At 45.9% G+C, this 18,607-nt stretch carries 26 protein-coding genes; 9 read left to right on the top strand and 17 right to left on the bottom strand.

The genetic code is table 11. The features are described 5' to 3' along the window. Positions 1 to 2: 2 nt before the first annotated feature. The gene (trmB, locus tag QMF28_RS01435) at positions 3 to 806 is read left to right on the top strand and encodes a tRNA (guanosine(46)-N7)-methyltransferase TrmB (RefSeq protein ID WP_281742815.1); all 804 of its coding nucleotides are present in this window, start codon (positions 3 to 5) and stop codon (positions 804 to 806) included. 39 nt (positions 807 to 845) lie between these two features. Here trmB and QMF28_RS01440 read toward each other — a convergent pair whose 3' ends face one another. From QMF28_RS01440 to ribBA, 4 genes are all read right to left on the bottom strand, one after another. Then, on the bottom strand, positions 846 to 2,318 hold the full coding sequence (locus QMF28_RS01440; RefSeq protein ID WP_281742816.1) for an NAD-dependent succinate-semialdehyde dehydrogenase: 1,473 nt from the start codon (positions 2,316 to 2,318) through the stop codon (positions 846 to 848). Positions 2,319 to 2,427: 109 nt separating this feature from the next. Next, positions 2,428 to 2,937, bottom strand: coding sequence for a transcription antitermination factor NusB (nusB, locus tag QMF28_RS01445; protein WP_281742817.1), 510 nt, complete (start codon positions 2,935 to 2,937; stop codon positions 2,428 to 2,430). Between the two features lie 3 nt (positions 2,938 to 2,940). After that, entirely contained in the window at positions 2,941 to 3,453 is a 513-nt protein-coding gene (gene ribH, locus QMF28_RS01450) for a 6,7-dimethyl-8-ribityllumazine synthase (RefSeq protein WP_281742818.1), read from the bottom strand. Positions 3,454 to 3,459: 6 nt separating this feature from the next. After that, positions 3,460 to 4,596, bottom strand: a complete 1,137-nt coding sequence (gene ribBA, locus QMF28_RS01455; RefSeq protein ID WP_281742819.1) for a bifunctional 3,4-dihydroxy-2-butanone-4-phosphate synthase/GTP cyclohydrolase II — start codon at positions 4,594 to 4,596, stop codon at positions 3,460 to 3,462. Positions 4,597 to 4,971: 375 nt separating this feature from the next. On the opposite strand from ribBA, the gene QMF28_RS01460 reads away from it, so the two are divergent. From QMF28_RS01460 to QMF28_RS01480, 5 genes are all read left to right on the top strand, one after another. Next, positions 4,972 to 5,622: a hypothetical protein gene (locus tag QMF28_RS01460; protein WP_281742820.1), complete on the top strand. Its 651-nt coding sequence runs from the start codon at positions 4,972 to 4,974 to the stop codon at positions 5,620 to 5,622. Positions 5,623 to 5,717: 95 nt separating this feature from the next. Further along, complete coding sequence (locus QMF28_RS01465) at positions 5,718 to 5,948, top strand: hypothetical protein (protein WP_281742821.1); 231 nt, start codon at positions 5,718 to 5,720, stop codon at positions 5,946 to 5,948. After that, on the top strand, positions 5,941 to 6,498 hold the full coding sequence (locus QMF28_RS01470) for a GspH/FimT family pseudopilin (RefSeq protein ID WP_281742822.1): 558 nt from the start codon (positions 5,941 to 5,943) through the stop codon (positions 6,496 to 6,498). Before QMF28_RS01465 ends, QMF28_RS01470 begins: the two co-directional genes overlap by 8 nt. Positions 6,499 to 6,515: 17 nt before the next feature. Continuing rightward, positions 6,516 to 7,631, top strand: coding sequence for a bifunctional diaminohydroxyphosphoribosylaminopyrimidine deaminase/5-amino-6-(5-phosphoribosylamino)uracil reductase RibD (ribD, locus tag QMF28_RS01475; protein WP_281742824.1), 1,116 nt, complete (start codon positions 6,516 to 6,518; stop codon positions 7,629 to 7,631). Between the two features lie 9 nt (positions 7,632 to 7,640). Next, positions 7,641 to 8,252 carry a riboflavin synthase gene (locus tag QMF28_RS01480; RefSeq protein ID WP_281742826.1) on the top strand — a complete coding sequence of 204 codons (612 nt, stop codon included), beginning with the start codon at positions 7,641 to 7,643 and terminating at the stop codon, positions 8,250 to 8,252. Here QMF28_RS01480 and QMF28_RS01485 read toward each other — a convergent pair. Further along, positions 8,249 to 8,452 (bottom strand): type II toxin-antitoxin system Phd/YefM family antitoxin, encoded by a 204-nt coding sequence (locus QMF28_RS01485; protein WP_281742828.1) that lies wholly within the window; start codon positions 8,450 to 8,452, stop codon positions 8,249 to 8,251. The genes QMF28_RS01480 and QMF28_RS01485 overlap by 4 nt on opposite strands. A 179-nt stretch (positions 8,453 to 8,631) precedes the next feature. On the opposite strand from QMF28_RS01485, the gene QMF28_RS01490 reads away from it, so the two are divergent. Then, the gene (locus QMF28_RS01490; RefSeq protein ID WP_281742830.1) at positions 8,632 to 8,799 is read left to right on the top strand and encodes a hypothetical protein; all 168 of its coding nucleotides are present in this window, start codon (positions 8,632 to 8,634) and stop codon (positions 8,797 to 8,799) included. A 38-nt stretch (positions 8,800 to 8,837) separates the two neighbouring features. On the opposite strand, the gene queC is transcribed toward QMF28_RS01490, so the two are convergent. From queC to tolQ, 7 genes are all read right to left on the bottom strand, one after another. Further along, positions 8,838 to 9,581, bottom strand: a complete 744-nt coding sequence (queC, locus tag QMF28_RS01495; protein WP_281742832.1) for a 7-cyano-7-deazaguanine synthase QueC — start codon at positions 9,579 to 9,581, stop codon at positions 8,838 to 8,840. A gap of 20 nt (positions 9,582 to 9,601) precedes the next feature. Continuing rightward, positions 9,602 to 10,333, bottom strand: a complete 732-nt coding sequence (gene ybgF, locus QMF28_RS01500) for a tol-pal system protein YbgF (RefSeq protein WP_281742834.1) — start codon at positions 10,331 to 10,333, stop codon at positions 9,602 to 9,604. Beyond that, the gene (pal, locus tag QMF28_RS01505; RefSeq protein WP_216213717.1) at positions 10,333 to 10,833 is read right to left on the bottom strand and encodes a peptidoglycan-associated lipoprotein Pal; all 501 of its coding nucleotides are present in this window, start codon (positions 10,831 to 10,833) and stop codon (positions 10,333 to 10,335) included. The genes ybgF and pal overlap by 1 nt, the downstream gene beginning before the upstream one ends. A gap of 124 nt (positions 10,834 to 10,957) precedes the next feature. Next, entirely contained in the window at positions 10,958 to 12,280 is a 1,323-nt protein-coding gene (gene tolB / locus QMF28_RS01510) for a Tol-Pal system beta propeller repeat protein TolB (protein ID WP_281742837.1), read from the bottom strand. 3 nt (positions 12,281 to 12,283) lie between these two features. Then, positions 12,284 to 13,102, bottom strand: coding sequence for a cell envelope integrity protein TolA (tolA, locus tag QMF28_RS01515; protein ID WP_281742838.1), 819 nt, complete (start codon positions 13,100 to 13,102; stop codon positions 12,284 to 12,286). Positions 13,103 to 13,128: 26 nt separating this feature from the next. Next, complete coding sequence (gene tolR / locus QMF28_RS01520) at positions 13,129 to 13,548, bottom strand: protein TolR (RefSeq protein WP_215348372.1); 420 nt, start codon at positions 13,546 to 13,548, stop codon at positions 13,129 to 13,131. Positions 13,549 to 13,583: 35 nt separating this feature from the next. Further along, entirely contained in the window at positions 13,584 to 14,240 is a 657-nt protein-coding gene (gene tolQ, locus QMF28_RS01525) for a protein TolQ (protein ID WP_216213729.1), read from the bottom strand. Positions 14,241 to 14,316: 76 nt separating this feature from the next. On the opposite strand from tolQ, the gene glyA reads away from it, so the two are divergent. Next, the gene (glyA, locus tag QMF28_RS01530) at positions 14,317 to 15,561 is read left to right on the top strand and encodes a serine hydroxymethyltransferase (RefSeq protein WP_281742843.1); all 1,245 of its coding nucleotides are present in this window, start codon (positions 14,317 to 14,319) and stop codon (positions 15,559 to 15,561) included. A 16-nt stretch (positions 15,562 to 15,577) separates the two neighbouring features. Beyond that, positions 15,578 to 16,024 (top strand): transcriptional regulator NrdR, encoded by a 447-nt coding sequence (nrdR, locus tag QMF28_RS01535; protein WP_068947890.1) that lies wholly within the window; start codon positions 15,578 to 15,580, stop codon positions 16,022 to 16,024. 8 nt (positions 16,025 to 16,032) lie between these two features. Here nrdR and QMF28_RS01540 read toward each other — a convergent pair whose 3' ends face one another. From QMF28_RS01540 to QMF28_RS01560, 5 genes are all read right to left on the bottom strand, one after another. Continuing rightward, positions 16,033 to 16,350: a helix-turn-helix domain-containing protein gene (locus tag QMF28_RS01540; protein ID WP_281742848.1), complete on the bottom strand. Its 318-nt coding sequence runs from the start codon at positions 16,348 to 16,350 to the stop codon at positions 16,033 to 16,035. After that, positions 16,340 to 16,726, bottom strand: a complete 387-nt coding sequence (locus tag QMF28_RS01545) for a type II toxin-antitoxin system RelE/ParE family toxin (RefSeq protein ID WP_281742849.1) — start codon at positions 16,724 to 16,726, stop codon at positions 16,340 to 16,342. The genes QMF28_RS01540 and QMF28_RS01545 overlap by 11 nt, the downstream gene beginning before the upstream one ends. A 102-nt stretch (positions 16,727 to 16,828) precedes the next feature. Next, entirely contained in the window at positions 16,829 to 17,494 is a 666-nt protein-coding gene (gene adk, locus QMF28_RS01550; RefSeq protein ID WP_281742850.1) for an adenylate kinase, read from the bottom strand. A 113-nt stretch (positions 17,495 to 17,607) separates the two neighbouring features. Further along, positions 17,608 to 18,372: a 3-deoxy-manno-octulosonate cytidylyltransferase gene (kdsB, locus tag QMF28_RS01555; protein ID WP_281742851.1), complete on the bottom strand. Its 765-nt coding sequence runs from the start codon at positions 18,370 to 18,372 to the stop codon at positions 17,608 to 17,610. A gap of 21 nt (positions 18,373 to 18,393) precedes the next feature. After that, positions 18,394 to 18,573 (bottom strand): Trm112 family protein, encoded by a 180-nt coding sequence (locus QMF28_RS01560; protein WP_281742852.1) that lies wholly within the window; start codon positions 18,571 to 18,573, stop codon positions 18,394 to 18,396. Between the last annotated feature and the right edge of the window lie 34 nt (positions 18,574 to 18,607).

Below are 18,607 nucleotides of genomic sequence, written 5' to 3' on the forward strand. Positions count from 1 at the left end.
GGGTGACAGTTGATGCCACTTCTTCAGAGAAGCGTTTTGATCGCATTCGCTCTTTTGTCTTGAGGGCTGGACGAACTACTGCTGGTCAGCAGCGTGCGATTGATGAACTGGGACCACAGTTCTTGCTTTCATTTAAAGGCACCCCTATAAATTTAGTGGATGCATTTGGGGGTTCGAGCAAGCCAAAGATTCTAGAGATCGGTTTTGGCATGGGTGAGACAACTGCAAAGATTGCCGCCTTGAGATCCGAGGATGATTTTTTAGCAATTGAAGTTCATCCGCCGGGTGTAGGCGCATTGCTCAAGCTGATTGGTGAAAATCAATTAACCAATTTACGCTTAATTCGTCACGATGCTGTTGAGGTGCTAGAGCAGATGATTGACACAGATTCATTAGATGGCATTCATATTTATTTTGCAGACCCATGGCATAAGAAGCGTCATCACAAGCGCCGTTTGATTCAGGCAGAGTTTGTTCGTTTATTAGTTTCTAGAATAAAACCTGGTGGCTATTTGCATTTGGCTACTGATTGGCATAACTATGCTGAGCAAATGCTCTTGGTACTAAATGCAGAGCCTGCTTTGCAAAACACTTCGAGTGATTTGGTAAAGATTGAAACCTTTGATGTTTCAGATGTGGCTAAACCAGAGGAAACGCCAAATGAATTTAAGCCAACGCTTGAGCAATTAAATGCACGGCATGCTGGCTATGTTGAAAGACCAGCTTATCGCCCGGTCACGAAGTTTGAAAACCGTGGCATCAAACTTGGCCACGGTGTTTGGGATCTGGTTTACAAGAAGAAATAAAAAATTTAGAAATGTAAGTATCAGTAGGGCTTAGCTTGCTTATAAGCCCACACAGACATATTTCATTTCGAGATATTCATCCATACCGTAAACGCTACCTTCGCGGCCTAACCCTGATTGCTTGATGCCGCCAAAGGGGGCAACCTCATTGGAGATGAGACCAGTGTTTACTCCGACCATCCCGTACTCCAAAGCCTCTGCTACTTTCCAGACGCGACCGATATCACGGCTATAGAAATAAGAAGCAAGACCAAATTGACTGCTGTTTGCCAGCTGGATGACTTCTTCATCACTTTCAAAAGGAATGATTGGTGCTATAGGGCCAAATGTTTCTTCGTAAGTAATGAGCATTTGGCTATTTACGTTGGATAGGATGGTTGGCTCGTAAAAGTTTTTACCTTCAACCGATGGTTTGCCGCCGGTCACCAGTTTGGCGCCTTTGCTAATGGCATCAGCAACATGCTTTTTTACTTTCTCAAGTGCAGCAGTCTCGATTAGCGGGCCCTGAGTAATCCCAGCTTGCATACCATTACCCACCTTGATGGTTTCAAGGGCTTTAGCAAACTTTTCCACAAAAGCATCCTGTACTTTTTTATGAACGTAAAAACGATTTGCGCAAACGCAGGTTTGACCTGAGTTTCTAAATTTAGAGGCCATAGCGCCGATAACGGCTGCATCAATATCAGCATCATCAAAAACGATAAATGGAGCATGCCCACCTAACTCAAGAGCCAGTTTCTTTACTGTAGGAGCGCATTGCTCCATGAGGATGCGACCAACTTCTGTCGAGCCTGTAAAAGAAAGGTGGCGCACTATAGGGGATGCGCAGAGTGTTTTGCCTATGGCAATTGATTGATTGGCATCAGCTGTGATGATGTTGATAACGCCATCGGGTACTCCAGCACGCTTTGCTAGTTCTGCCAATGCCAATGCAGAGAGTGGTGTAAGTTCTGCAGGTTTAATCACAATCGTGCAGCCAGCAGCCATGGCCGGTGCAATTTTGCGGGTAATCATGGCAATCGGAAAATTCCAAGGCGTGATTGCTACACAAACTCCAATCGGTTGCTTGAGAACCATTAGGCGCTTATCGCCCCAGGTGGTGCTCAAAATAGAGCCTTCAACTCGTTTCGCTTCTTCAGCAAACCATTCCACAAAAGAAGCGCCGTAGGCTACTTCACCTGCTGCTTCAGCAAGAGGCTTGCCTTGCTCCAGTGTCATTAAGGTGGCGAGATCTTGTGTATTGGCAATAATCAGATCAAACCATTTACGCATGATTAGCGCACGCTCTTTTGCTAGCTTGCTGCGCCATGCTGGCAGTGCTTTTTCTGCGGCGGTGATGGCGAGATCGGCATCAGTTGTTGCAAGATTGGCAACATTGGCTATGACTTCATCAGTAGCAGGATTGTTAACTGCAAAGGTATTTTTAGAGTCAAACCATTGTCCATTTATGAAGGCAGCTTCTTTAAACAAGCTGGAATCTTTTAGTTGGGCACGTATATCTACTTTTTGCATGATGTCTGATCTTGATATGGATGCAGATCATTTTATCCCCTAACAAGTAAAAAAGCCTCCAGGCGCGTACGCTTGGAGGCTTAGCTTCTTAACAGCTGGCAACTTAGTATTAGCCTGCTTGAGTCTCGGCGGTGCGTAGTTTTTGCGCGAGCAGGTCTAAAACGCCATTAACGTATTTATGGCCGTCAGTTCCGCCAAAGGTTTTGGCAAGTTCAACGGCTTCATTGATTGCCACTTTGTAAGGCACTGAGAGATCAATTGCTAGTTCATATGCGCCAATCAAGAGGGCTGCATGCTCCACAGGAGACAATTCATTGATGGGGCGATCTAGTGCTGGGGTGATGATTGCTTCAAGTTCGTCTGTACGGGCTAAAACACCATCGAAGATGCCCTGAAACAAATCAAGCTGGCAACGACGAAATGCAGGATCTTCGGATAACTGCTTAGCAATAGCAGCACCATTTGGAATGCTGCCAGCGCGACGCATGACGAGACTTTGATACACGCCTTGAAGAGCGTATTCACGAGCGCGACGGCGTGGGGTTAAAGAGCGCTTAGCGGGAGCCTTGGCATCCTTGGCGGCTACTAAGTTTTCTAGGTTTGGGATAGATTTAGACATGTTTTACTCTTGGCTCGAATTGATTTCGATATCAATATCTGGTGTTAGGGCAAGTGCCAAGTTGGCCATTTCTACAACGGCTTGAGCGCATTCAGCGCCCTTCACTTGGACACGTGCAAGAGCTTGTTCATCCGTATCGCAGGTGAGCACGCCGTTTGCGATTGGTAAACCAGAGTCAATGGAGATGCGAGTAATGCCTGCAGCAGATTCGTTGGAGACTAATTCAAAGTGATAGGTCTCACCACGAATGACGGCTCCTAGAGCAACTAAGCCATCGAACTCTCCAGTCTCAGCCATTTTTTGCAAGGCAAATGGAATCTCTAATGCGCCAGGTACAGTGACGAGCTTGATATCGGATTGATTAACGCCTAGGGAAATCAATTCTTTAATACAAGCATTTGTGAGTGCTACGCAATGATCTTCATTGAAGCGCGCTTGCACAACGCCAACACGTAGATCTTGCCCGTTTAAATCAGCCTCTAATACGCCTACAAATTCATTGGTGGAGTCAGTCATAGTTTTTTAGATTAAAGGTTTAAAAGGGGTGTAGCCTGTTACTTCCAGCTTGTAGCCGGAGAGACTTGGTACTGGGCTTGGGTTGGCTAGTAAGCGCATTTTCCCTACGCCAATATCTTTCAGAATTTGTGCGCCAATACCGTAGCTTCTGAAATCGGTTTTACGTGCCAAAGGTTTTTGTTCGGCATCATGGGGGCGATTGAGTTTCTGAAACTGGGCAAGCCAGTCTGCATCGCTAGGTGCTGCAATTCCGGAAGCATTTAACAATACAGCGACACCGGCAGGCGCTGCTGCAATTGCTTGTAGTGCTTGGGCTAGTGGCCAGGAGTGGGTACTGACATTAGAGTCTAAAAAGTCCAGAACGGTAACGGGCTCATGTACGCGCACTAATGTTTCTTGCGCTTCAGAAGGCTTGCCGTGGACTAATGCAACGTGCACGCATGAACTTGGAGTATCGCGATAAATAATTCCCTGGAATTTCCCCCAAGGAGTAATAAATTCACGTGTACCTTCGCGCACCACAATGCTTTCATGTTGGCTGCGATATTGAATCAAGTCAGCAATGCTGCCAATCTTTAATTGATGTTCTTTTGCAAATTCAAGTAGGTCAGGAAGACGGGCCATGCTGCCATCGTCTTTCATGATTTCGCAGATGACTGAGGTTGGTGAGCAACCGGCCATAGCTGCAAGATCGCAACCGGCTTCAGTATGTCCAGAGCGAATCAATACGCCGCCAGGTTGAGCCATCAATGGAAATATATGACCAGGTTGAACTAAATCACTAGGCTTAGCATTTGGTGCCACCGCAGTTTTAATGGTGAGTGCACGGTCTGCCGCAGAGATACCAGTAGTCACGCCTGTCGCAGCTTCAATAGAAACTGTGAAATTGGTTCCCATGGAGGTACCGTTATCTCTCACCATTAATGGCAGGTTGAGTTGTTGGCAGCGCTCGCGGGTCAGGGTAAGGCAAATAAGGCCTCGACCATGTTTAGCCATGAAATTCACCGCTTCTGCAGTCACATGATCTGCGGCCAGCACCAAGTCCCCCTCGTTTTCACGATCTTCTTCGTCGACAAGGATCACCATTTTGCCGGCACGCATGTCGGCAATGATTTCTTCGGTGGAGGCTAGGGTATTTGGCATAGCCCTCTATTTTAAGCTCAGGATAGGGTTGTCGTGAGGTCTCACAGCAATATCCAGCCGTTCAGACGGCAAGAGCCTGGCAAGACTGTTTTATCCAGCCCTTACCCCTTAGAAAATGGGTAATGACCACAAAAAACTGCAGCCACTCAATTCATTGGCTTGCAAGCCCGGATGGGTTCATTTTGCTTGAGGTCTTGGTGGCTATGAGTCTGATTATGGGTGCCTGGATGGTCTCAGCCAATGCTTATCAGCGATTGGCTTTAGTCCTGGGCCAACAAGAAAGCAAAAGATCAGAAATAAGGAGGCAAATTGACGCGCATGAACTTGAGGTCTATTCCAGGGCGGTTGCTCTTTATGAAGCGGGGAGTGTAAAGAATGAGCTTGCTCGAGTGTCTGGTCGGAATCACACTTTGCGCGCTTCTTCTAAATCCCCTCCTAAAGGCAAGCGCTGAATTAGCAACTAAGCAAATAGAGTATGAAAAAACCCAATCCTTAATTTCTGAAGCGGAGCGTGCATTTGAACTCGTGGGGCGCGCGATTCGAATGGCGGGCTATCAAAACATCAAAAATAAAAATGACTTTAATAAATCCGATGCTGCAAAGTGGTTTATTCAGGTAAATAAAAAAGTAGGCTATCGAGGATCAGATTCACTGAGTGTTCAATATGAATTATCTGATGGGGTAGATTTTGATTGCATTGGCAATATTCTTAGCAAAGAGCGCACCAATAAAGATTTAGTGTTTCAGGGTTTTATCGTGGAACGACAAACAGGCATTGCTAAAGGCGCGAAAGTAAATGGAGGCTCACTCATTTGCCAATCGCTAGATCGACAGGGAAGGGTGCAAAACACCACGCTTATGAATGGCATTAATCATTTGTTTATTGAGGACATGAGCTCCCCCCAAAGGGTGAGCGGCATTGGTGATAGGGCTCCCAGGCTATATAAGATCAGCCTGCAAATGACCGACGGTGCTCTGATCAATATAGATTTTGAGAGAACGTATGCGACTAGGAATATGCCTTGATTCTGGCTTGGGTAATTTCTTTGTTATTGCTTTGCTCTTCCCTAATCTCATACATAGAGCGTCTTGGGGCTTTACGCATCATTGAGGTTAATACTATGAGCGAGTCCCAGAAAAAATTTATTGCCGCAGAAAAAGCAGTGCAAGAGTGCGAAGAAAATATTACTGCGTTAAGTCAAGCACAAAGCAGCCTTTGTTTTATACAGCCAGCCGGCAATCATCGCTGGCTTATATCCAGCAAGGAAAAACCAGGCATACAGATTGGTGTTGCAGTTGATGAAAAAACAGGTGTTGTTACACGTTTAAATTGGCGCCAAGTCTTTGAATAAAAACCGCGTGTGTCAAAAAGGTTCAACCTTGCTGGAGTTAATGGCAGTTGTGCTGATTATTGCTATTGCTGCAACGATAAGTATGCCGCTCTTGCAAGAGCAAATTGCCGTTCGTGAAATCGAGACTGCTGCTCGCAGATTCATTACACATGCTCACTTCGCGCGTCAGCAAGCTTTGTTTAAAGGGGAGTCCGTCAAACTCGCCCCCGTGAATGGTGAGCTCTGGGAAGATGGCTGGGTAATTCAAAGTGGCTGTATTGGTAAGCGGGCTATCTCAAACTGCCAGCCCAAAAATTGGCTTTCTCAGGGGAATATTGAGCCTGTGTACTTTAAGGGTGGAGGCAGGCAATTTTCTGACCCGCATTCTGGCAAGAGGGGGATTTTGTTTAACGCTGCCGGCGCTGCCAAGACTGGAAAAGGTGGGTTTGTAGCCAATCGTCTGATACTGGGGCACCAAAGGGCTGCGCATCTAGAAAGGCAAATGATTCTGGGTAGTGGCGGGCGATGGCGTATTTGCGATCCCGCTAAGGATGCAAAGCGCTGTCATTGAATGGTTTAATAGACCCTATGTACAGCGCAGTTGACCACCAAATGATGGGCGAGGCTTTGGCCCAAGCTCAAAAAGCACTTTATCTATCCAATCCGAATCCGCGGGTCGGTTGCATCATTGCAAAAGATGGGAAGGTGATTGGGCGAGGCTTTACTCAAGCAGTCGGAAAGGCGCATGCAGAAGTGCAAGCGCTGGCAGATGCCAAAGCCCAGGGTAACGATGTTGTAGGCTCAACAATCTATGTGACCTTAGAGCCATGTAGTCATACAGGTAGAACACCTCCTTGTGTGGATGCTTTACTAGCGGCTAAGCCAGCAAAAGTGATTGTGGCGATGTCTGATCCCAATCCGCTTGTAGCCGGTAAAGGTTTGGAAAAGCTAAGAGCTGCCGGCATTGAAGTGCAATGCGGTTTGCTAGAGCCAGAAGCGCAATCACTCAATCGTGGATTCATTTCTAGAATGACACGTGGCTTGCCATGGGTGCGCATGAAAATTGCGGCTAGTCTAGATGGCAAAACTGCTTTGCCCGATGGTCGTAGTCAATGGATTACAGGCCCACTTGCTCGTGCTGATGGTCATCACTGGCGCGCACAAGCATGCGCCATCGTTACAGGTGTTGGTACAGTAAAAGAAGATGATCCTAGTTTGAACGTGAGAGAGGTTGAGACTCAAAGACAACCGATGCGAATCATTATTGATTCCAAATTAGAAACTCCACAAACAGCTAAGATTTTGCAAAACCCAGAGCTATCTGGTGTCTTGATCGTATGTGCAAATCTAGATACCCCTGAGATACAAGCAAAGGTCCAGAATTTTGAGGCGCGTGGCATTCAAGTGATCGCAATGGCTAATGCATTTGGTAAGGTGGATTTGCCGAGCCTATTCTCCTATCTCGCCAAAGAGCATGAGATGAATGAAATCCATGTTGAATCTGGCTTTAAGCTCAATGGCTCAATGCTCAGAGAAGATTGTGTGGATGAGCTGTTGCTCTATTACGCGCCATTCCTAATGGGCGAGGGCATTGGCATGGCTAATGTTGGCCCATTCAATGAATTAAGTCAGCGCCAGAACTGGCAGGTCATAGATCAAAGCCTTTTTGGCCCTGATCTGCGCTTACGTTTGATTAAGAACTAAAATCTCCCTATGTTTACAGGAATCATTACGGCCGTCGGCCAAATCAAAAGCGCCCAACCCAAGGGCGATGGTCTACATCTCCTTGTAGAGGTGCCAGACGGCTATCTTGATGATGTTGCCTTGGGTGACAGCATTGCGATTCAGGGTGCATGTATGACAGCCACCCAATTAACAAAAAACTCATTTGCCTTAGATATCTCTCGCGAGTCCCTCAATAAGACAGTGGGCTTAGATAAAGTGGGCGCAGTGAATTTAGAGAAGGCCTTGCGTTTAAACGATCGTCTCGGTGGTCATTTAGTCAGCGGTCACGTAGACGGCGTTGGAAAAGTAGCTCACTTTTCTCAAGTGGCTAACGATGCCTATGGATCTTGGCTGCTTCAGATTGAGGCGCCTAAAGAACTAGCCCCGTTTTTGGCATACAAAGGTTCTATCGTTGTGAATGGCGTATCGCTTACAGTGAACAAGACCGAAGACAGTGCTACTGCTTGTATTGTCGATATCAATATCATCCCTCACACCCTAGAAAACACTACTCTAGGAAAGCTTGTGCAAGGCGATGCAGTAAATCTTGAGATAGATTTGATTGCGCGTTACGTAGCGCGTATGCTTGATAAGATTTAAATCTTAACTTTTATCGTATTGCCGCCCTTACGAGCCATAACGGTATGAATAAGCGAGGCATCATCAATTAACTCAAGTAATGTCTCGTAAGCCCTGGTCGAAAAAAGATAGGCTATTGGCTTATTGCGACTCGATATGGCTGTGGGCTGACTATCCGAAAGCTGTTTAAGTATGTTCGGATTGCGCCTTAATTCAGTCATGCTGATTGTGTTTTATGTGCATATCTGGCATATAAGAAGTTTGATGTAAAGCATCAGTATGTTGTCTGATAACAATGCTACATTCCCCAACTTATCCTTGCTAGATAAGTGGTTTTAATTTCTTCTGTAGCATCGCTGTTTAAAAGATAAATATTTAAAATTAATCCATAAAAATACAAATGAATAATTTAGGGTCAGATCAAAATGAGTTGGAGTATCAAGCCGCATTAGCTGAGGCATCTTATTTTTTTGATAATGAACCTATTCCAGGCACTGAAAAGGCTGATAGATTTAAATCTTTACTTAAATTAATAGATTCTTACGAATCTATTAATTTTCCGATCTGAGTTATGTGGTACTAAGATCTAAAGGTAACGACAGAGCTTTATTTGTTTTTTTGGTAGCGCGTAGGATCGCTCACATTGGCCTGCTTAAAGCCAGCCTGCCTTAGACGGCAAGATTCGCATTCACCACAGGCTTCACCCAAATCATTAGCTTGATAGCAAGATACCGTTTGGGAGTATTCCACGCCCATAGTGTTGCCTAGCTGAATAATTTGCGCTTTAGTAAGGTTAATGATTGGTGCATGCACCCGAAAGCGATTCTCATCATTAATAGCTTCTACACCTGCTTTGGTTGCTAGGTTAGCCATGTGCTCAAAAGAAGCCACGTATTCTGGTCTGCAATCTGGATAACCTGAGTAATCAACAGCATTAGCGCCATAGAAAACATCTAGACCGCCCAATGACTCTGCCCAACCCAGGGCGAGAGATAGCAAGATCGTATTGCGTGCAGGCACATAGGTAACTGGGATCTCTTGATCTTTGCCTGGAGTAATGGGAACTGCGATAGAAGAATCCGTTAGAGCAGAGCCGCCAAAGCGGGTGAGATCTAAATTCACCACCTCATGACGTGCAACACCAATTTGTTTGGCGATATGCTTTGCAGCAGCAAGCTCAGAAGAGTGCCTTTGTCCATAACCCACGGAAAGGGCATAAGGCGTGTATCCAAGGTCTTTCGCAAGAGCTAAAACAGTTGTGGAATCTAAGCCGCCAGAAAACAAGATCACCGCAGGGGCGCCAGGCTTGCGTGGCGCCAGTGATTCAAATGCAGCAGATAAATTAGACATGCTTAGACAGGGATGATGAATTACTTCGTAGCAGCGATCATTTGCTGCGCATCTTTAGCGGCATCAGTATCTGGGTACTTGGCAATAATGTCACTAAATGTTTTTTTGGCCGCCGCTTTGTTACCACTTTCTAATTGAGCATTACCTAAAGTCACCATTGCTGCTGGAATGCGCGGATGATTCGGATATTTCTTAATCAGACTTTGGAGTTGGCTAATGGCGCCAGCATATTCTTTATTCGCGTATTTGCTATTACCGCTCCAGTAGAGAGCAAGTGGCAAGTAAGGGCTTTTTGGATATTTCGCAGTGAATGCAGTAAAGCTATCGTCTGCCTTTTTGAGGTTACCTGCTTGAAATGCTTTTAATGCATCGTCGTAAGCTTTTTTCTCACCTGGTTGAACTGTGCCGCTGACGCCTTCAATTGTGGCTGTACGTGGCTCAAAATTGCCTAAGCGAGTATCCAGATCTTGGTAGTAAGTCTTTTGGCTGGTGTTGATGTCTTCGCCTTGCTTCTCAAGCTCTTCTACCTTGCCGCGCAGCTCTGCGTTCTCTGTTTTGAGTTTGTCTATTTGACCTTGCAACTCAAGCTGGGTGGTGGCAAGAGACTTACGCAGATCCAAAATCGCCTTACGGGCTTCATCATCGGAGAAGAGGGCCCAAGCACTATTGGATGCGCTCAAGCAAATGAGTGCAGTACTTAAACAAAACGCTCGTGAGAGCGTTTGTTTTACTGAGTGAGAAAGCGTCATCATTAGTTCGTGATGTAAACAATATCAGCGCGGCGATTTTGTGCCCATGCTGCTTCGTTGTCACCTTCAGCTTTTGGCTTTTCTTTACCAAAGCTCACGGCTTCCATTTGATCATCGGAAACGCCCATCAAGTTCAATGACTTGCGCACTGCATCAGAACGACGTTGGCCAAGTGCCAAGTTGTATTCTGCTGTACCGCGTTCGTCGGTATTGCCTTGAATGATTACTTTTTGTTTTGGATTTGCTTTTAGGTAGCTTGCGTGAGCAGACAACATTTTTTGATATTTAGTCTGAACGGTGTACTCATCAAAGCCGAAGTAAACGCTCTTTTCAAAAAGCGGGCTGCTTGGATCATTCCATGGCTGTGAACCAAATTTGCCACTACCGCTGCCGTTGGCACCATCGGTGTCGTCCAACTTCACGCTAGAACATGCTGCCATGAGCAATGCAGTTGCGCCAATAAGAGCAAATGTCGCTGCGCGACGTGCGATAGAAATCTTCATGAATTTTCCTTTTTCCTACAAGCTGAATGACAAATTAACTAATAAAGCGGCTCAACAGGAGCTAATAGTTAATATTATGCCCCCAAGAGCATCAAAAGTGACTATTTAAGCCCTTAAAAAGGGCTTAGTCCATGAACGGACCCCAGGAAGGCTGACGAACGTCAGATCCTGGGATGCTGAGCACCTGCTTAGAGTTTCCGTCTACTGAGACAGCAGCTAGGACACGCTTGCCACCCACTTTGGTGGAATAGAGAACGTAGCGACCATTAGCCGCAAAGGAAGGGGATTCATCGCTAGTGCCATCAGTGAGAGCTTGTGCGTCACCAGTTGCTAAATTGAGAATATAGAGACGATAGGCGCCACCAATGTTCGCAATGTAGGCTAAATACTTTCCATCGGGCGAGATGCGTGGTGAGGTAACGAAACCTTGTTTGAAAGTTACACGTTTCACACCTTCAGCTTGTTCACCATCTGCGCTCATGCGATAGATTTGCGGATTGCCACCACGATCACTGGTGAAGTAGATATAACGACCATCAGCTGAATATTGTGGTTCGGTATCAATTGTGTTGCCACGAGTTAGGCGATGTAAACCAGTGCCATCTGCATTGATGCCGTAGATCTGCGTGTTGCCATCTTTAGATAAGGAGATCGCCAATTTTTTTCCATCAGGCGACCAGGCTGGTGCACTGTTGTTGCCTTTTTGGTTGGAAAGAGAAATACGACGACCAGTAGCAAGTTCGTGAACATAGATTACCGGTTTGCGATCTTCAAAAGAAACGTAAGCAACTTTTTTGCCATCAGGCGACCATGATGGAGAAATGATTGGCTCGCCGCTGTTCATAGCATTACGAATGTTTTGACCATCTGCGTCAGAGATCACAAGGCGATAGCGCTTGCCATCCTTGATGACGTAAGAGAGGCGAGTAGAGAACACGCCACGCTCACCAAGTAATTTATAAATAATGTCATCAGCAATTTTGTGAGCCGCTGCACGCAAGTTGTCAGCGCTAGAGTTGAGGTTTAAGCCACCGAGACTGACTGATTTACGAATATCAAATAGCTTGTAGTGAATCTCAAATTGACCATTGCCTGTTTGCACAACCGATCCAACTACTAATGCATCAGCACCACGTACTGCCCAGGATTTGTAATTCGGCGTGCCTTCATCACTCTCAACGGCATTGCCGTTCTCGGTATTTTTAAAGTAACCGCTGCGAGCCAAATCTTGACGAATGATTTCAGTAACGCTGGTTGGTAATTTAGTTTCATCCTTAAAGCGCATGACTGCGATTGGATAGAGTGACTGACCTACACCAGTGATTTCAATATTCATCTGCGCCAGCGCAGGTGTTGCGAAGCTAGCGCACAAAGTAATTACGATTAAGCTAAAAGAATTCAGTTTTGATAGCAGTCTCTGCTTCAATCTTTTTGCTAGTTGCAACATGCATTAATCCTTAGGTTTAAAAGTCAGTTTCACTTCGCGTTGTGGAATTTTGCCATTGTCGTCTTTTGGTAGGCTCTCTGCACGTGAAAGTGCCAGTAAGACCGCACGATCCCAGCCAGCATTGCCGCTCGAAGACTGAATGCTAGTACTCAAAATAGCCCCATCAGGCGCCAGGCTAACCAAAATCACTGCAGCTGGGTTGCCGCTGACGGATTCTGGATTAAAGACGATCAGTGGCTTGACCTTCTTAATGACTTTATCGGTCCATCCTGGAGGAGCATTGCCACCACCGCCAACTCCACTTCCGACTGTGCCACCACTACCACCTTCAGCGCCGGCAGCTGCACGCAAGCGTGCCAGTTGATCTGCGCGTGCTTTTTCTGCTGCAGCATTCGCTTTAGTCTCAGCAGGAGATTGTGCTTTTGGTGCTTCAGCTTTTTTTGGCTTCTCAGATTCTTTCTCTTTCACCTTTTCTTTTGGCGGAGGAGGCTTTACTGTTTTTGGTGTTTCTTTTACTTCCTTTTTGGGCGGCTCTTTCTCTACCTTCTTTTTCTTAATGGCAATATCAGCAGCTTCTTCTTTTATTTCCGTTTTGAGTTCTGGCTCGGGTGGTGCTTGAACTTGTGGAGTGGAATCCCAGAGCTCTACTTCTACACCTGATGATGTGCTGTTGTTCCAACTAATACCAATCATTAAAAATGCAAGCAAGCCAAGATGAACTACTAGAGAAAAAGTAAACGCACGTTTCGTGCTTTCTGACTTAGTGTATCGACCTCGCTTGAATGGCGAGAAAGAGGGTTGAAAAGTAGGGGCGCTATTCATGGGCGATTAAAACAAGCCTCTAAGCCTTATTGAGTCTTGACCGCAAGTCCAACGCGCTTCACACCATTCTCTTTGAGCTTGGACATGACTTCCATTACTGTTTCATATTTAATGGATTTATCAGCTGCAATCACAATCGGTTGTTCCGCAGATTTTTCTGCTTGTGACCGAGCAAAGGCGCCGAGTTCAAACTTATTAAGTGTTTGTGTTGGGTCACCATCTTTTTTCACGATGACATTTTCATTGGCATCAATAGTTAAAAAGACTGGTGGCAAAGATTGCACTTTCGCACCACCAACGGTTGGCAAATTGACAACACCAGGGTTGACCATTGGTGCGGTGACCATAAAGATCACGAGCAATACCAACATCACATCGATATACGGGACGACGTTGATGTCAGACATTGCCCGACGTTTGTTTTTACGCAATGAAGATCCGGCCATAATTTTTTCGTTTATAGGTTCACTTGTTCGTTCAATCAACGTCCAGCAGTTTGACGCTGCAAGATGTTGGTGAACTCTTCAATGAATGTTTCAAAGCGAATTGAAAGGCGGTCTACATCAGTGGCTGCGCGGTTATAGGCAACCACTGCCGGAATCGCTGCAAACAAGCCAATCGCAGTTGCAACGAGTGCTTCGGCAATACCGGGGGCAACTGCTGCCAAGGTGGCGTTTTGGACGTTAGCTAAACCGCGGAAGGCGTGCATGATGCCCCAAACAGTGCCAAAGAGGCCGATATAGGGGGAGACTGAGCCTACGGAGGCCAGGAACGGCAGATTGGCCTCCAGGAGGTCCATTTCACGTTGGTAGGTGGCTTTCATGGCACGGCGGGCAGCGTCAATCTCACGGCCCTTGGTGAACTCTTGCATGCCAGCTTCAAAGATGTGCTCTAGGACTGCATCACTGCGGGTATTGCGCTGGGCAGCTTCCAGGAGGGTATTGAGGTCGCCGCCGGACCAGAAATCACGCTCAAAACGCTCTGTATCTAGCCTAACCCCTCGTAAAACAGCTGTTTTCTTGAAAATAATGGTCCAAGAGGCTATCGACATGCTGAGTAATAACAACATTACCAACTGTACTAATAGGCTGGCATTGAGGACTAGGGAGAGGAAGGAGAGGTCTTGTGTAGAGGTCATGGTGGATTTTGTATGATGTAGGTTGATTTTACTAAGTTAATCAACTCAGCAATCGAACTTCACCAGGATTATCACCATGTTTGACCGTCAAAACACTTTAGCTAAAACCGACCCACAGTTATGGGAAGCCATTCAGAATGAAAATAAGCGTCAAGAAGACCATATTGAGCTGATTGCTTCTGAAAACTACACCTCTCCAGCGGTCATGGCAGCCCAAGGCTCCCAATTGACCAACAAGTACGCTGAAGGCTATCCAGGTAAGCGCTATTACGGCGGTTGTGAATTCGTTGACGTTGCTGAGCAACTAGCTATCGATCGTGTAAAGACTTTATTTGGTGCTGAAGCAGCAAACGTTCAGCCTCATTGCGGAGCATCTGCTAACCAAGCAGTATTTTTGGCTTTCTTAAAACCGGGCGATACCTTTATGGGTATGAGTCTTGCTGAAGGTGGTCACTTGACTCACGGCATGGCTTTAAACATGAGCGGCAAATGGTTTAATCCAATTGCTTACGGTCTTGATAAAAACGAAGAGATTGATTACGAGCAAATGGAGCGCCTCGCTCGCGAGCACAAACCAAAACTGATTATTGCTGGTGCATCTGCATACTCCAAGAAAATTGATTTTGAACGCATTGGTAAATTAGCAAAAGAAGTAGGCGCGATCTTCATGGTTGACATGGCTCACTACGCTGGCTTAGTAGCTGCAGGCGTCTATCCAAACCCAGTGCCGCATGCAGATATCGTTACCTCTACAACTCATAAGAGTTTGCGCGGTCCGCGTGGCGGCATTATCTTGATGAAAGCTGAGCACGAGAAAGCGATTAACTCCGCAGTGTTTCCGGGCTTACAGGGCGGTCCTTTGATGCACGTGATTGCTGCTAAAGCGGTTGCATTTAAAGAGGCAGCTGAGCCAGGCTTCAAAGAGTATCAAAAGCAAGTTGTTGCAAATGCGAAAGCGCTTGCTGAAACTTTGATTGCTCGTGGATTACGCATTGTTTCTGGCGGCACAGATTCACATGTGATGTTGGTGGATTTACGTGCCAAGAAAATGACTGGTAAAGAAGCTGAGCGCGTATTGGGTGAGGCGCATATCACTTGTAACAAAAACGGTATTCCAAACGATCCAGAAAAACCAATGGTGACTAGCGGTATTCGTTTGGGTTCACCAGCGATGACCACTCGTGGATTTAAAGAAGCTGAAGCCAGACAAGTAGGCAACTTCATTGCTGATGTTTTGGATAATCCAAATGACCCAGAGAACATTGCTAAGGTGCGCGCACAAGTAGCTGAGTTGACCAAGCGCTTCCCGGTTTACGGTTAAGTAGGCGAAGACAACTTTGCGCTGCCCTTTCTGTCATAACGACGATACCCAGGTTTTAGATACTCGGGTATCCGACGAAGGCGATACCATTCGCCGTCGTCGCCGTTGTGCCAAATGCGACAAGCGCTTTACAACCTACGAACGGGTTGAATTGGCACTGCCTGCTATTGTTAAGAAAAATGGTAGCCGCGTTGAATACAGTCACGATAAGTTAGCAAGTTCAATTAAGCTTGCCTTACGTAAGCGCCCAGTGTCATCTGACTCTGTAGATGAATCGATTGCTCGCATTGAAGAAAAGTTACTCAGTCTTGGTGAAAAAGAGATTCCTAGCGAGCGTGTTGGTGAGCTCGTGATGCGTGAGCTCAAGCGCTTGGACAAAGTGGCTTACATTCGTTTTGCATCGGTCTATCGAAGCTTTGCCGATATTGAATCTTTTGAAAGTGCTTTAAAAGAGTTGAAGTAATCTAGTTTTTAAAGGACCACACCCAATCCTTTTCTCTCAATGAGAGACAAGAGTTTTAACGATGGCCCGCTTGGACTTTTATCTCCAGCTTCCCACTTTTGAACTGTCGAGAGACTTGCGTTAATCGTAACGGCAAATACTGCCTGACTAAGGCGGGTTTTTGCCCGTAATCGTTTGATACGATTAGGACTCATGGGTTTTACATCAAGGTTGTGAAGGGCTTCAAACTCCTCCAAACTCTTCTTAGTAATAACGCCTGCCTGATGCAAGCCCAGAACGGTTTCTTGCATCTCTTGAATAATTCGACTTTTCTTATTATTTTTCATCGATTTTTAATTCCTCTAATTGGTTGGCACAAATAGCCGCCCCTATTTCTCGGTCTGACAAATGGAGCAATCTTTTTGCTGTTTCTTGCAAAGAGATCAGCTCGTCTTTGCTGATATTCGATTTCTCATTTTTTGTAAATCCAAATATTAAATACCACCGTTTTAACAGTTTAGTGGCCACAATAATTCTGGCGCCACCTCTTTTGCCCATGCCTGGAAGTTTCACCCGTTTTTTATAAACATTGCATCCAAGATCAACATCAACAAGTCCTTTTTCCATCTCTTCAACTGCTTCTATTAACTGGTGTTGATTTAAGCCACTTTTATTTACCCATCGCGAAAAAGTTTTTGTTTTTAAGATGCGTTTTTTGGTCATGTAAAACTATACCACTTAGTGGTATATACATAATAACCCATATCTCGATAATGAAAAAGGGGTTGCCGAAGCAACCCCTTTAATGGAAGACTAAATAAGGCGTTATTTCAAGACATCAAAAATAGAAGCAGTAATGTCTTCAACGCTACCTGTGCCGCTGACCTTGCGGTAGGCAGGCGCTTTCACCTTGTCTGAAGCATTGGCCTGCGCAGCCCATGTGGAGTAGTACTCCACCAGTGGACGGGTTTGATCGTCATATACCTGCAAGCGTTTGCGAACAGTTTCTTCTTTGTCGTCGTCACGCTGAATCAATGGCTCTCCAGTGACATCATCCTTGCCTTCAACCTTTGGTGGGTTGTATTTGATGTGATAGGTACGACCAGAAGCCGGGTGAACGCGACGACCACCCATACGATCGATGATTGCTTCGAATGGCACATCAATTTCTAAAACGTAATCAATTGGCACGCCAGCATCTTTCATGGCTTGAGCTTGTGGAATAGTTCTTGGGAAACCATCAAACAAATAACCTTTGCTGCAATCCGGCTGAGTCAAGCGATCTTTAACAAGACCAATGATGATGTCATCGGAAACGAGACCACCCGCATCCATAATTTTTTTAGCAGCAACGCCAAGTTCGGTTCCAGCTTTCACGGCAGCGCGCAACATATCGCCTGTAGAGATTTGTGGAATAGCGAACTTTTCGCAAATAAACTGAGCTTGTGTGCCTTTTCCAGCACCTGGTGCACCGAGCAGAATCAACCGCATTGTTTTCCCCTTAGAAGAGCTGACATTGTCCCGTATTTTGTTGGGCTCATTGATTAGTAATGCCTAGGATTATCCCCGAGAAGAGCCTCTCGGAGGCTTTGAAACCAGTTTTTTTAAGAATTACCCAGTAATTGCCTGACTCGATCGAGATCTTCAGGTGTATCGACCCCAGCTGGCGGGGCTTCTGGAGCAATGTGGACGGCAATTCGGTAGCCATTCCAGAGGGCGCGTAGCTGCTCTAGGGCTTCTGCTTGTTCTGGCGGAGCAGGTTCCAACCGGCTATAGGCTTGTAAAAAGTCTGCGCGGTATGCGTAGATCCCAAGGTGACGTAGATGCTCAGTTTTTTGATTTGCCTGCGGATCCCTCACAAATGGAATGGCCGCCCTAGAAAAGTAGAGCGCCTCACCCATGCGATTTAGGACGACTTTCACTACGTTTGGATTGTTTATTTCATTGACATCGGTAATGGGAACCGCAACTGTGGAGATGGCGCACTGCTCATGTTTGGCTAATGTGCGTGCAACTTGATTAATAAGTTCTGGTGGAATCAGCGGCTCATCACCTTGAACATTCACAATCAGAGCGTCATTCGGAAGTTTTAATAGTTGTGCAACTTCAGCAATGCGGTCGGTGCCAGTTGGATGATCTGCGCTCGTGAGTAAGCACTCAATTCGATGCTCATCACAAGCTGCCTGTATTTCTGTTGAGTCTGTTGCAACAACTACGCTCTGCGCTAGTGATTGCTTAGCGCGCTCTGCTACACGAATCACCATCGGCTTACCACCAATGTCTGCTAATGGCTTGCGCGGCAAACGAGTAGACCCCAGTCTTGCTGGGATCACTACTAAAAAATCTGGCGCCTTGGAGTCAACGTTCATGGGAAGAGGGTGTGTAATAAATTAAGCGATTTCATCAGCACTCAGGTTGCGTGCTTCATCTACTAGCATTACTGGAACGTCATCCCGAATAGGGTAGGCCAAGCGATCCGCTTTGCAAATGAGCTCCTGTTTATTTGCATCCAAATGCAGTTGGCTTTTGCACAAAGGGCATACCAAAATATCGAGTAGTCTTTTATCCATGATTTCTTTAAGGGTGTTTCTAAATAAGTGTTGA

It is taken from the genome of Polynucleobacter yangtzensis, assembly GCF_027924165.1.
Classification (GTDB): Bacteria; Pseudomonadota; Gammaproteobacteria; order Burkholderiales; family Burkholderiaceae; genus Polynucleobacter; species Polynucleobacter yangtzensis.

Coding starts and splice junctions, on each gene's coding strand:
- QMF28_RS01440 (WP_281742816.1), bottom strand. CDS start 2,318: ATGCAAAAAGTAGATATACGTGCCCAACTAAAAGATTCCAGCTTGTTT.
- nusB (WP_281742817.1), bottom strand. CDS start 2,937: ATGTCTAAATCTATCCCAAACCTAGAAAACTTAGTAGCCGCCAAGGAT.
- ribH (WP_281742818.1), bottom strand. CDS start 3,453: ATGACTGACTCCACCAATGAATTTGTAGGCGTATTAGAGGCTGATTTA.
- ribBA (WP_281742819.1), bottom strand. CDS start 4,596: ATGCCAAATACCCTAGCCTCCACCGAAGAAATCATTGCCGACATGCGT.
- QMF28_RS01460 (WP_281742820.1), top strand. CDS start 4,972: ATGAGCTTGCTCGAGTGTCTGGTCGGAATCACACTTTGCGCGCTTCTT.
- QMF28_RS01465 (WP_281742821.1), top strand. CDS start 5,718: ATGAGCGAGTCCCAGAAAAAATTTATTGCCGCAGAAAAAGCAGTGCAA.
- ribD (WP_281742824.1), top strand. CDS start 6,516: ATGTACAGCGCAGTTGACCACCAAATGATGGGCGAGGCTTTGGCCCAA.
- QMF28_RS01480 (WP_281742826.1), top strand. CDS start 7,641: ATGTTTACAGGAATCATTACGGCCGTCGGCCAAATCAAAAGCGCCCAA.
- QMF28_RS01485 (WP_281742828.1), bottom strand. CDS start 8,452: ATGACTGAATTAAGGCGCAATCCGAACATACTTAAACAGCTTTCGGAT.
- QMF28_RS01490 (WP_281742830.1), top strand. CDS start 8,632: ATGAATAATTTAGGGTCAGATCAAAATGAGTTGGAGTATCAAGCCGCA.
- queC (WP_281742832.1), bottom strand. CDS start 9,581: ATGTCTAATTTATCTGCTGCATTTGAATCACTGGCGCCACGCAAGCCT.
- ybgF (WP_281742834.1), bottom strand. CDS start 10,333: ATGATGACGCTTTCTCACTCAGTAAAACAAACGCTCTCACGAGCGTTT.
- pal (WP_216213717.1), bottom strand. CDS start 10,833: ATGAAGATTTCTATCGCACGTCGCGCAGCGACATTTGCTCTTATTGGC.
- tolB (WP_281742837.1), bottom strand. CDS start 12,280: ATGTTGCAACTAGCAAAAAGATTGAAGCAGAGACTGCTATCAAAACTG.
- tolA (WP_281742838.1), bottom strand. CDS start 13,102: ATGAATAGCGCCCCTACTTTTCAACCCTCTTTCTCGCCATTCAAGCGA.
- tolR (WP_215348372.1), bottom strand. CDS start 13,548: ATGGCCGGATCTTCATTGCGTAAAAACAAACGTCGGGCAATGTCTGAC.
- tolQ (WP_216213729.1), bottom strand. CDS start 14,240: ATGACCTCTACACAAGACCTCTCCTTCCTCTCCCTAGTCCTCAATGCC.
- glyA (WP_281742843.1), top strand. CDS start 14,317: ATGTTTGACCGTCAAAACACTTTAGCTAAAACCGACCCACAGTTATGG.
- QMF28_RS01540 (WP_281742848.1), bottom strand. CDS start 16,350: ATGAAAAATAATAAGAAAAGTCGAATTATTCAAGAGATGCAAGAAACC.
- QMF28_RS01545 (WP_281742849.1), bottom strand. CDS start 16,726: ATGACCAAAAAACGCATCTTAAAAACAAAAACTTTTTCGCGATGGGTA.
- adk (WP_281742850.1), bottom strand. CDS start 17,494: ATGCGGTTGATTCTGCTCGGTGCACCAGGTGCTGGAAAAGGCACACAA.
- kdsB (WP_281742851.1), bottom strand. CDS start 18,372: ATGAACGTTGACTCCAAGGCGCCAGATTTTTTAGTAGTGATCCCAGCA.
- QMF28_RS01560 (WP_281742852.1), bottom strand. CDS start 18,573: ATGGATAAAAGACTACTCGATATTTTGGTATGCCCTTTGTGCAAAAGC.